Annotated in this window: 10 protein-coding genes; 6 read left to right on the top strand and 4 right to left on the bottom strand. The window is 70.2% G+C overall.

Annotation, left to right across the window (positions count from 1 at the left end):
* A partial coding sequence (locus tag HMPREF3115_RS16390; protein ID WP_070555144.1) for an Hsp70 family protein occupies positions 1-2,553 on the top strand: 2,553 nt, incomplete at its 5' end.
* Between the two features lie 237 nt (positions 2,554-2,790).
* On the opposite strand, the gene HMPREF3115_RS16385 is transcribed toward HMPREF3115_RS16390, so the two are convergent.
* From HMPREF3115_RS16385 to HMPREF3115_RS16370, 4 genes are read right to left on the bottom strand one after another with little or no spacing between them, the layout of a single operon-like run.
* On the bottom strand, positions 2,791-3,381 hold the full coding sequence (locus HMPREF3115_RS16385) for a peroxidase-related enzyme (RefSeq protein WP_006408828.1): 591 nt from the start codon (positions 3,379-3,381) through the stop codon (positions 2,791-2,793).
* Entirely contained in the window at positions 3,378-3,908 is a 531-nt protein-coding gene (locus HMPREF3115_RS16380; protein ID WP_070555156.1) for a CMD domain-containing protein, read from the bottom strand. Before HMPREF3115_RS16380 ends, HMPREF3115_RS16385 begins: the two co-directional genes overlap by 4 nt.
* Before the next feature lie 36 nt (positions 3,909-3,944).
* Positions 3,945-5,369: an NAD(P)-binding domain-containing protein gene (locus HMPREF3115_RS16375; protein WP_070555141.1), complete on the bottom strand. Its 1,425-nt coding sequence runs from the start codon at positions 5,367-5,369 to the stop codon at positions 3,945-3,947.
* Positions 5,370-5,418: 49 nt separating this feature from the next.
* Positions 5,419-6,411 (bottom strand): LysR family transcriptional regulator, encoded by a 993-nt coding sequence (locus HMPREF3115_RS16370; protein ID WP_070555138.1) that lies wholly within the window; start codon positions 6,409-6,411, stop codon positions 5,419-5,421.
* 60 nt (positions 6,412-6,471) lie between these two features.
* Here HMPREF3115_RS16370 and HMPREF3115_RS16365 point away from each other — a divergent pair, with 60 nt between their 5' ends.
* From HMPREF3115_RS16365 to HMPREF3115_RS16345, 5 genes are read left to right on the top strand one after another with little or no spacing between them, the layout of a single operon-like run.
* Positions 6,472-6,753, top strand: coding sequence for a hypothetical protein (locus HMPREF3115_RS16365; protein ID WP_070555134.1), 282 nt, complete (start codon positions 6,472-6,474; stop codon positions 6,751-6,753).
* A gap of 13 nt (positions 6,754-6,766) precedes the next feature.
* Positions 6,767-7,960, top strand: a complete 1,194-nt coding sequence (locus HMPREF3115_RS16360) for an ABC transporter substrate-binding protein (protein ID WP_070555131.1) — start codon at positions 6,767-6,769, stop codon at positions 7,958-7,960.
* A gap of 20 nt (positions 7,961-7,980) precedes the next feature.
* Positions 7,981-9,792, top strand: a complete 1,812-nt coding sequence (locus HMPREF3115_RS16355) for an ABC transporter permease (protein WP_070555128.1) — start codon at positions 7,981-7,983, stop codon at positions 9,790-9,792.
* 11 nt (positions 9,793-9,803) lie between these two features.
* Entirely contained in the window at positions 9,804-10,664 is an 861-nt protein-coding gene (locus tag HMPREF3115_RS16350; protein WP_035945743.1) for an ABC transporter ATP-binding protein, read from the top strand.
* Positions 10,661-11,425 carry an ABC transporter ATP-binding protein gene (locus HMPREF3115_RS16345; RefSeq protein ID WP_006404373.1) on the top strand — a complete coding sequence of 255 codons (765 nt, stop codon included), beginning with the start codon at positions 10,661-10,663 and terminating at the stop codon, positions 11,423-11,425. The genes HMPREF3115_RS16350 and HMPREF3115_RS16345 overlap by 4 nt, the downstream gene beginning before the upstream one ends.
* Positions 11,426-11,481 lie beyond the last annotated feature (56 nt).

Raw genomic sequence — 11,481 nt, 5'->3', positions numbered from 1 at the left:
CAGGCCGCCGGCGCGCCCGCGCAGCCGGGCCGCGACGATGCGCCGGCGCCCGTGATCGGACGGTATGCGCGCACGCTCGGCGCGCAGGTGCCCGGCCGCCTCGTGACGAGCGCGAAGAGCTGGCTGTCGCACGCGTCGGTCGATCGCCTCGCGCCGATTCTGCCGTGGGGCGCTGCCGAGGGTGTCGACAAGGTGTCGCCCGTCGATGCGAGCGCGAGCTATCTCGCGCACGTGCGTGCAGCATGGGATGCGCACTTTCCCGACGCGCCGCTCGCGCAACAGCACGTCATCCTGACCGTCCCTGCGTCGTTCGACGACGGCGCCCGCGCGCTGACCGTCGAGGCCGCGCGACGCGCGGGGCTGCCTGCGCTGCGGCTGCTCGAGGAGCCGCAGGCCGCGTTCTACGACTGGCTGTACGGTCAGCGTGCGACGTTGCGCGACACGTTCGCCGCGCCGCGGCGCGTGCTGATCTGCGACGTCGGCGGCGGCACGACCGATCTCACGCTCGTCGACGTCGCGCCCGGCGACGACGGCGAGCCGATGTTTACGCGCGTCGGCGTCGGCAATCATCTGATGCTCGGCGGCGACAACATGGACCTCGCGCTCGCGCGCCTCGTCGAGACGCGCTTGACCGAGCCCGGCACGCGGCTGTCGGCCGCGAGCCTGTCGCAGCTCGTCGAACGTTGCCGCGCGGCGAAGGAGCGCCTGCTCGGCGACGACGCGCCCGAATCGGTGACCGTCACGCTGCTCGGCGCGGGCAGCCGGCTCGTCGGCGGCGCGCGTTCGGCCGAGCTGACGCGCCGCGAGGTCGAGCAGATCGTCGTCGATGGCTTTTTTCCGCAGGTCGCGGCCGACGAGCTGCCGCAGCGTGCGCGTGCGGCGATCGTCGAATTCGGCTTGCCGTACGCGAGCGATCCGGCCGTCACGCGGCACGTCGCCGCGTTCCTGAACCGTCACGCGGAAGGTCCGCTGCCCGACACGCTGCTGCTCAACGGCGGCGTGTTTCGTGCGCACGCGCTGGTGGGCCGCCTCGCTCAGACGCTCGGTGCGTGGCGCGGCGCGCCGCTCGACGTACTGCACAACGCGCATCCGGACGTCGCGGTCGCGCGCGGTGCGGTCGCATACGGCCTCGCCCGCGCCGGGCATGCGCCGCGCATCGGCGGCGGCTCGGCGCGCAGCTATTTCCTCGTGCTCGACGACGGCGCGGCCGACGGGCGGCCGCGCGGCGTGTGCCTGCTGCCGCGCGGTGCGGAAGAGGGCCGCGAGATCCGGCTCGAGGATCGCACGTTTGCGCTGCAGCTCGGGCAGCCGGTGCGCTTTCACCTGATGTCGACAGTTGCCGATACCGCGTACCGGCCGGGCGATCTCGTCGATCTCGACGGCGGCGACTTCGTGCGGCTGCCGCCGATCGCGACCGTCGTCGACGGGCAGGCCGACGGCGGCGCGCGCGAGACGCCGGTGAAGCTGACCGCATCGCTGACCGAAGTCGGCACGCTTGAAATGCACTGCATCGCGACCGACGATGCCGCGCGCCGCTGGCGCCTCGAATTCCAGCTGCGCGGCGACGCGCAGGCACAGCAGGACGGCGCCGCACCTGCGCGGCATCCGCGTATCGATCAGGCGCTCGAACTGATCGACCGCTCGTTCGGCAGCCGCGCGGCGAACGTGACGCCGAAGGATACGAGACGGTTGCGTGCGCAACTTGAGCAGGTGCTGGGCCCGCGCGAAGAATGGGACGTCGCGCTCGCGCGCGAGCTGTTCGACGCACTGCTCGCGCGCGCGCGCCGACGCCGGCGCTCGGCCGATCACGAACGGGCATGGCTCAATCTCGCCGGCTATTGCGTGCGGCCGGGCTTCGGTCATCCGCTCGATGCGTGGCGCATCGAACAGTTGTGGCCGCTGTTCGACGACGGCATCCAGTACGTGAACGACGCGCAGGTATGGTCCGAATGGTGGACGCTGTGGCGGCGTGCGGCCGGCGGCCTCGACGACGACGCGCAGATGCAGGTGCGCGACGCGATCGCGTTTCTCGAGCCGTCGCCCGACGACAAGCGACGCAAGCTGCCGTTCGATCCCGACAAGGTGGGGCCCGCCGACATGATGCGGTTGTCTGCGTCGCTCGAACGGCTACCGATCGAACGCAAGATCGAGCTCGGCGAACGGCTGATCGCGCCTGTGCAGAAGCCGGCCGAGCGCGCGCTGCGCGCCTGGGCGCTCGGACGCGTCGGCGCGCGGCGTCCGTTCTACGGCAGCGCACACAACGTCGTGCCGGCCGACGTCGCGTGCCGGTGGCTCGACGCGCTGTTCGCGCTCGACTGGAAACAGGTCGAGCCTGCCGCGTTTGCCGCCGCGCAGATTGCGCAGCTGACGGGCGACCGCGAACGCGATCTGCCGGACGACACGCGCGACGCGGTGATCCGGCGGCTGTCGGCCGCGAACGTGTCGCAGACGTGGATCGATCGTGTACGCGAGGTCGTCGCGTTCGATGAGGCGGATACGGTGCGAGTGTTCGGTGAGACGTTGCCGGCGGGGTTGAAGTTGTTGGGGGATTGAGGGGCGGTGGGGCAGTATCGCGGCGAGATGCGCGTCCGCGGAACTGCCGGCGACGACGATCCGGGAGCGGCCATCGAACGGAGCGGCTATCCGTGGGCGACCGCAAGACGCCGCAGCACGCTCACCGCGTCAGCGGCCTGCTCGGCGATCGGCCGCAGCGCCCCGTGCAGCGCGCGCGTGTAGCGCGTAATCGGCCGCCGCACCGCAGACGACACATCACCCGCCACATCGCCCCTGCTACCGTCCTCCCGCCTCCGCAAACACCGGTTCCCCCAGCGTCAGCATCAACCGGTTCGCCCATGCGAAGATCGCGACCGCATGCGACAGGTCGAGAATTTCCTCGTGCGTGAGCCCCTCGGCTTCCAGCGCCGCGATATCGTCCGCGCCGACCGCATCCGGCCGCTCGGTCAGCGCGATCGCATAGCGCACGATCGCGCGTTCGCGCGCGGTCGTGCCGGCCGTCGCCGGATCGTCGAACACCTGCTCGATCGCATCGGTGCGTTTCGCGAGTTGCGCGAAGCGCTGCGCATGCACGGACGCGCAGTACACGCAGCCGTTCACGCGCGACACGGCCGTGCTCGCCAGTTCGCGCTCCGCACGCGGCAGTCCGCCGGGCCCGTACATGATCGCGTTGAACACGCCCGAGCGCTGCCGCAGGATTTCGGGCAGGTGTACGAGCAGCAGATAGTAGTCGGACGTCTTGGCCTGCGGATGGCTCGCTTCGAGCACCGCGAGCTGTTCGGGCGTCGCCGTGTCGAGCGGCACGGTGTCGAGCCACGCACGCCAGCCCAGCGTGTCGAACGTGAAGCCGTGAGCATGCGTCGTCATGCGGCCTCCTTCGCGACGCGCGCCTGCACTGCCCGTGCGGCCGCAGCGACGCGCAGTTGATAGGCAACGAACGCGACGAGCTGCGACAGCGCGACGATCGCGGGCGTCGTGAGGCCGGCCGCTTTCAATGCATCGAGATCGGCTCGCTGCGCAGCGGCGGGAGACGCCGTCAGAAGCCGTGCATGCGCGAGGATTGCGGCGAGCCGCGCGGGCAGCGCGTCGAACGCATCGGCGTCCGCCCGCGCGATGTCGGCGTCGCTGCCGCCGGCGTCGATCAGTCGCGCGCGATAAAGCGACGCAAGGGCTGGCGCGTTCGACCGCTGCGCGACATATCGCGCCGCATGCAGACGCTCGACCGGCGACAGGCCGGGCAGCGCGGGATCGAACAGCGCCGCTTCGCCGAGCTGCGTATGCAGCCGTACCTTGTCGCGTGAGCGACGCAGTACGGCCGTGGCATCGTCGTCGCGCAGGCCGGCCACGCGGTCGATCGTATCCGGCGCAGCGGCCGGTGTGAGGGTATCGGTCATCGTTTCGGTATCCGTCATCGTCAATGGAACAGGCGCTTACGCATCGGCGTCGCGCCATTCGTCGCCTTGCAGCTCGGCGTTGGAAAACGCGACGAGCGCGTCGTAGTGGCGGTCGCGGTCCGCGTCGAACAGCCGGCTCGCGATGCCGCGCGCGAGCCGCTCGGCGCCCACACTGATCGCGGGAATGTCGCCGGACAGCTTGCCGTGGCTCAGGCTCGCCGCATGGTTGAAGCAGTGGATGCGCGTCACGGCCGGGCACGCACCGGGCTCGCGCTCCTGGAACGCGAATGCGGGACCCAGATCGGGCGACTCGGCCAACTCGTCGAGCCAGGTACCGGGCGCGGGGCGATAGCAATCCTTCCAGCGCCGCACGTGCGCAGCGAACGCCGCGAATTCCGCGCGCGTCGTCCAGTCCGAATGGAAGCCGGTCGCGAAGATCAGGAAGTCGACGACGTAGCGGCCGCGCGGCGTCGTGACTTGGAGCCCGTCCGCATGCTCGGCAAGCGTCTCGATCGGGCTGGCCGCATGGAAGAAGGCATGCGCGTGGCGCGACACGCGCAGCACGCTGTCGCGCGGCGGCGGCGTCTGGGACGTCAGCGCGTAATGCATGAAGCGCCACTTGCTGGCGTCGTCGAGGTCGGCATAGCCGTGTACGAGGCCCGGGCTGCCGATGCCGGTCAGCTTGTTGATGCGCGGAATGTCCGTGCGGCGGAAGAACAGGTCGACGCGCGCGGCGCCGGCCTCGAGCGCGGTGCCAGCGTTGTCGAACGCGGACGCGCCGGCGCCGACGACGCCCACGCGCTTGCCGGCCAGCGCCGCGAAGTCGATCGGCTCCGACGAATGCGCCCAGCGCGTGCGCGGCGCGCGTTGCGCGACGGGCGGCACGTACGGGCCGCCGAGCCCGTCGCGGCCGGTAGCGAGCACGACGTGGCGCGCGAGCAGCGTCTGCGCGTGGCCCTGCGTGTCGAGATCGAGCGCGAGCAGGCCGTCGTCGCGCGGGCGCAGCGCGACGAGCGTCGTGTCGTTGCGCACGTTCAGGTCGAGCACGCGCCGATACCAGCGCAGATAGTCCATCCATTGCGTGCGCGGAATCTTGTAGAGCGCGTCCCACGCGTCGCGGCCGTATTGCGCTTCGAACCAGGCGCGAAACGTCAGCGCGGGCAGCCCGAGCGCGGGGCCGGCAAGCTGCTTCGGCGAGCGCAGCGTGTCCATGCGCGCGAACGTGACCCACGGACCTTCGTAGCCGGCCGGCGCGCGATCGATCACGCACTGGTTGTCGATGCCGAGCAGCCGCAGTTCGGCGCTGGCCGCGAGCCCCGCCATCCCGCCGCCGACGATCGCGACGTCGAGCACGCGCATGCCGTCGACGTCGCGCGGCGGCACCCACGACGGCGCGGGCAGGTCGAGCCAGCGCAGATCCTCGGCGAGCCGCGATTCGAGTGCGTCGAGTGAGGTCGTCATGCGAATTGTTCGTCCATCGTTTCGTTAGTCGAAAGGCCGCGGAAAGCCGTCATGCGGAAACCTCCGGGCGCAGCCTGCGCACCCGCGCACGCGTGCGCGGGCGGTCGCCGCGCAGCAGCGCATCGTGTGCGGCCGCGTCGTGAAAGATCGCATCGTCGAACAACGTGCGCGTCGTGCGATGCAACGCGTTAAGCAGCGCATCGACGGCCGCCGTGCGTGTCTTGCCGGCCGGCGTCGCGACGCCGAACGCGAACGGAATGTCGACGTCGAGCGGCCGCGCGACGACGCCGTCCACCGGCAGCGCGACACCCGTCGCCGGATCGACGATGCCGATTCCGACGCCGGCGCGCGCGGCCATCACCGCGTTGAGCGACGCATTGGTCTCGATGAAGACGCGCGACTCGACGCGCGCGGCGGCGAATGCCGCGTCGATGCGCTGGCGCAATCGATGGCGGTTCGCGACGGTCACGATGCGGCGGCGCGCGAGATCGCGCAGCGCGATGCGCGGCTTCGCCGCGAGCGGATCGCCGGCGGCCAGCACCGCGACGCAGGGCGTCTGCGCGATCCAGTGCACGTCGAGCCCCGCATGCGCCATCGGCAGCGTGACGACGCCGACGTCTGCGGTGCCGGCCAACACTTCGTGCACGACGTGCTCGGCAGATTCGCTGCGCAACTGGTAGTGCGGCGCGTGCGCGTCGTCGGGCAGCGCCGCGAGCGCGGCCGGCACGATCGTGGCCGCGAGCGCGGGCGTTGCGGCGATGCGTACGGGTTGAGCGATTTCGCTGCCGATTGCACGGGCGCGCGCGTCGATCGCGCGCAGGCCGATCAGCGAACGCTCGACTTCCTCGTAAAGCAGGAACGCGCGCCGCGTCGGCGTGACACGCGGGCCGTGACGATCGAACAGCGCATAGCCGAGGTCGGCCTCGAGTTCCTGGATCTGCCGCGTGACGGCCGGTTGCGAGCGGCCGAGCAGTTCGCCCGCGCCGGTCACGCTGCCGGCCGACATGACGGCGGAAAAAGCCTCGAGTTGATGCAGCTCCATGACGCGTTCCGATGATGCGATTTGCGCATTGTAGGAGCGTGAGCATGCGCAATTCTTATAATGATTTTTGCTATCGACAGCGCGAAAAATGCGAAGGGCACGCGCGTCGTCATCGCCGGCTATGCGCCGATGCGCATCTCGCACGCGCGCTGCCGAACCGGAAACGGCAATCGAATCAACACGATGAGTGCGCCTCGTCGCGGCCGCGCGATGCGGCATGCGAAGGCCCGCGTCGAAGCGCACGATGCGCTACGCGTGCGCCGCGATATCGATATGCACAAAACTTCGTTGGATCGTCCGGACCCCGATGGTTTCATGCCCTCACTCTTTTCGATTGACTGACGTTGGGGGATCCATGAAGGTTTCGGGGAACGACGCGCGCGGCGCATGGCGGCGCGTGCTGGGCACGGTGGCGGCGCTTGCGGCCGCCTGGGGCTTGTCGACGGGCGCCGCGCTCGCGGCAGGCGTCTCGGGCGAGCCGGTCGTCGTCGGCGTGAGCGGGCCGCTCACGGGGCAGGACGCGCAATACGGCGAGCAGTGGAAGCGCGGCTTCGATCTCGCACTCGACGAGATCAACGGCAGCGGCGGCATACAGGGCCGGCCGCTCGCGATCGACTTCCAGGACAGCCGCAGCGATCCGCGCCAGGCGGTGGCGATCGCGCAGAAGTTCGTCGCCGATCCGCGCGTCGTGATCGAGCTCGGCGATTTTTCGAGCGCGACGTCGATGGCCGCGTCGCCGATTTATCAGCGCGCGCAACTGATCCAGTTCGGCTTCACGAATTCGCACCCGGACTTCACGAAGGGCGGCGACTATCTGTGGAGCACCGCGCTGAGCCAGGCCGAGGAACAGCCGCTGCTCGCGCGCTACGCCGTGAAGGAACTCGGCTTCAAACGGATCGCGGTGCTGTATCTGAACACCGACTGGGGCCGCACGAGCAAGGACATCTTCGCGAAGGCAGCGACGGCGCTCGGCGCGCAGGTCGTCGCGGCCGAAGGCTATCAGCCGGCCGAAAAGGATTTCCGCTCGACGCTCGTGCGGATCGGCGAGTCGAAGCCCGACTCGATCGTGCTGATCTCGTATTACGCGGACGGCGCGCAGATCGTGCGGCAGGCGCGCACCTCGGGCATTGCGCTGCCGATCGCGGCGGTCGGCTCCGTGTATTCGCCGAAATTCCTCGAACTGGGCGGCACGGCCGTCGACGGCGTCTACACCGAATCGAATTTCTTCCCGGCCGAACCGCGCCCCGAAGTGCAGGGGTTCGTGCAGCGCTATCGCGCGAAATTCCACGCCGATCCCGACTCGTTCGTCGCGCGCGCCTACGACGCGCTGATCCTGTCGGCCGAGGTGCTGCGCCGCTACGGCACGACGCGCCAGGCCGCGCACGACGGCTTCGCGAAGATCAGCGACGTGCCGAGCGTGATCTTCGGCAAGGTGCGCTTCGATCCGCAGACGCGCCGCGTCGCGGGCGCGCGCACCGTGTATCTCGTCGTGAAGCAGGGCCGGTGGGCGCTGTGGGACGGCGCCAAGCCGCAGCTCGCGGCACGCTGAACCGTACCGGACGCATCGCAATGGCATCCTGGCTCGACTACACGCTCAACGGCCTCATCGTCGGCAATATCTACGCGCTGCTCGCCGTCGGGCTCGCGCTGATCTTCGGCGTGTCGCATCTGATCAACTTCGCGCACGGCTCGGTCTATATGGTCGGCGCGTTCATCGGCTGGCTGTGCCTGACGCGCTTCGGGCTGCCGCTGCCGGTCGCGCTCGCGGCGGTGGTGCTAGGCTGCGGCGCGCTCGGCGTCGCGATCGAACGGATCGGGCTGCGGCCGTTGCGTCATGCGGCGCGCATCGCGCCGCTGCTCGCGACGATCGGCATCAGCTTCATCCTCGACCAGCTCGCGCAGCTCGCATTCGGCGCGGATCCGCGCGCGGTGCCGACGCCGCTGCCCGACTGGCATCTGCGGCTCGGCGGCGCCACGCTCGGGTCGCTCGATCTGCTGATCGCCGGCATCGGTATCGCGGCGGCCGCACTGCTGTACGGCTTCCTGCGCTTCACGCGGCTCGGCTGGGCCGTGCGCGCGACCGCGCAGGATCGCGACGCGGCGCTGCAGATGGGCGTCGACGTCGACCGCGTGAACCAGACGGTGTTTGCGATCGCATGCGCGCTGGGCGGCGTGAGCGGGCTGCTGGTCGGCATGTACTACAACAGCATCGATCCGGCGATGGGCTTCCAGGCGACGCTGAAGGGCGTCGTCGCGCTGCTGATCGGCGGGCTCGGCAACGTGCCGGGCGCGATCGCGGGGAGCCTGCTGCTCGGGCTCGTCGAAAGCTACGGCGTCGCGCTGTTCGGCACGAGCTATCGCGACCTGTTCGCGTTCGGGCTGCTGATCGTGTTCCTCGTCTGGCGGCCGAACGGCTTGTTCAGCGCGAACCGCGCGCTGCCGCCCGAGCCGATGACGGGCACCTTCCTCGCGGCCGCGAAGGCGCTGCGCGTGCCGCGCCCGGCGATCGTCGCGCTGGTCGCGCTCGCGGCCGTGCTGCCCTGGCTCGGCGCATCGCCTTATGTCCTGCAGACGCTGACCAACGCGTGGCTCTACGGCCTGCTCGCGCTGAGCCTCACGCTCGTCGCCGGCACGGTCGGGCAGATCTCGCTCGGCCATGCGGCGCTGCTCGTGATCGGCGCGTATGCGTCGGCGTTGCTGTCGTCGGATCTCGGCTGGTCGCCGGCCGTGACGATTCCGTGCGCGGGCGCGATCACGGCCGTGCTCGGGACGCTGCTCGTCTATCCGGCGTTCCGGCTGCGCGGTCACTACGTGTCGATCGCGACGCTCGGCATCGGCGAAGTGGTGAGCCTCGTGATCCTGAACTGGGACGGTCTCACGCGAGGGCCGCTCGGCATCACGGGCATCGCGCCGCTACCGTGGGCATCGACCGCACAGGCCGCGTACGGGTTCACGTTGACCGTGCTGGTCGCGTTCGCACTCGTACAGGTGCGGCTGCTGCGTTCGCACCTGGGCCGCACGCTGCGCGCGGTGCGCGAGGACGACGTCGCCGCGCGCGCGCACGGGATCGCACCGAACCGCTACAAGGCGATCGCATTTGCGGTCGGCGGTGTCGCGGCGGGCGTGAGCGGCGGTATTGCGGCACACCTGTACAGCTACATCAATCACCAGACCTTCGATTCGCAGGTGTCGATCCTCGCGCTGACGATGGTGATCCTCGGCGGGCTCGGCAACGTGCTCGGCGGCATCGTGGGCGCGCTCGCGCTGATCGGCTTGCCCGAACTGTTCCGCTGGGCGGCCGACTACCGGATGCTGATCTATGGTCTCGTGCTGCTGCTGCTCGTCCGGTTCCGGCCGCAGGGCTTGCTCGGCACGGTGTGAGGAGGAAGGCGATGACCACCACCCAACCGCCCTTGCTCGACGTGCAGGGGTTGACGCGTCGTTTCGACGGCGTCACGGCGCTCGACGGCGCGAGCCTGACGCTTGCCGAAGGCGAGCTGCTGAGCGTGATCGGACCGAACGGCGCGGGCAAGTCGACGCTCTTCAATCTGATCGCGGGCGCGGACCGGCCCGATGCCGGGAGCGTGACGTTCGACGGCCGCGACGTCACGGGCGCGGCGCCCGAACGGCTCGCCGCGCTCGGGCTCGCGCGCACGTTCCAGCATGGCCGCGTGTTCGGCAACCTCAGCGTGCTCGACAACGTCCTGATCGGCGCGCATGCACGACTGCGCGCGGCACGGCCGGGCTGGCCCGTGCTCGGCGCGGCGGCCGAAGTCGTACGCGCGCTGCTGCGCCCGGCGTCGGTGCGGCGCGAAGAAGCGGCGCTGCGCGACGAGGCGCGCGAGATCGTCGCCGGGTTCGGCGAGCGGCTCACGCCGCGCATCGATCATCCGGCGCACAGCCTGTCGTATGCGAACCGGCGGCGCGTCGAGATCGGCCGCGCGCTCGCGCTGCATCCGCGCCTGCTGCTGCTCGACGAACCGACGGCCGGAATGAACGAGACCGAGACCGCGGAGATGCTCGAGCTGATCCGCTCGCTGAAGGCGCGCGGCCTGACGATCCTGCTGATCGAGCACAAGCTCGAACTCGTGATGCGCGTGTCCGATCGCGTGATGGTGCTCGACAACGGCGTGAAGATCGCCGAAGGCGCACCGCGCGACGTGCGCCACGATCCGCGCGTGATCGAAGCCTATCTCGGCCGCCGCCACGCGGGCGGTGCACCGGCGGTTCGAGCGGCGCAGGCGGCCGCATGAGCGCGCTTTCTTCGGGATCCGATACGACCATGACCGACGCCTTGCTGAAACTCGAACATCTCGACACGTTCTATGGACCGGTGCAGGTGCATTTCGACGTGAACGTTGCGGTCGGCCGCGGGCAGATCGTCAGCCTGCTCGGCGGCAACGCGAGCGGCAAGTCGACGACGATGAAGCTGATTCTCGGACTGATGCGGCCGCGCCGCGGCGTCGTGCGCTTCGACGGCGACGACGTGACGGGCCTCGCGACGCCGCAGCGCGTGCGACGCGGCATCGCCGCGGTGCCGGAGGCGCGGCGGCTGTTCGGCGACATGAGCGTGCGCGAGAACCTGCTGATGGGCGCGTACACGCGCGGCGATCGCGCGGCGGTGGCCGACGACTACGAACGCGTGCTCGACCTGTTTCCGCGCGTGCGCGAACGGCTCGCGCAGCGCGCCGGCACGCTGTCGGGCGGCGAGCAGCAGATGCTCGCGATGGCGCGCGCGCTGATGGCGCGGCCGAAGCTGATCTGCATGGACGAGCCGACGATGGGGCTGTCGCCGCTCTACGTCGACAAGGTGCTCGAGCTGATCGATACGATCAACCGGCAGGGCGTGACGGTGTTCATGGTCGAACAGAACGCGAGCCTCGCGCTGGAAATCGCGCACTACGGCTACGTGCTGCAGACCGGGCGCGTCGTGCTCGAAGGCGCGGCCAGGACGCTGCTCGACGACGAGCGTGTGCGCGATGCCTATCTGGGCGGCGAGGCAGTGACGGCGTGAGCGCGGTGCGCGCCGGCGTCAACACATCGTGCCGCGCGTTCGACGCGTTCAACGCC

It is taken from the genome of Burkholderia sp. HMSC10F09, assembly GCF_001806955.1.
GTDB classification, from domain to species: Bacteria; Pseudomonadota; Gammaproteobacteria; order Burkholderiales; family Burkholderiaceae; genus Burkholderia; species Burkholderia multivorans.
Note: the sequence above shows the minus strand (reverse complement) of the source record. Positions and strands in the feature narration are given on the sequence as shown.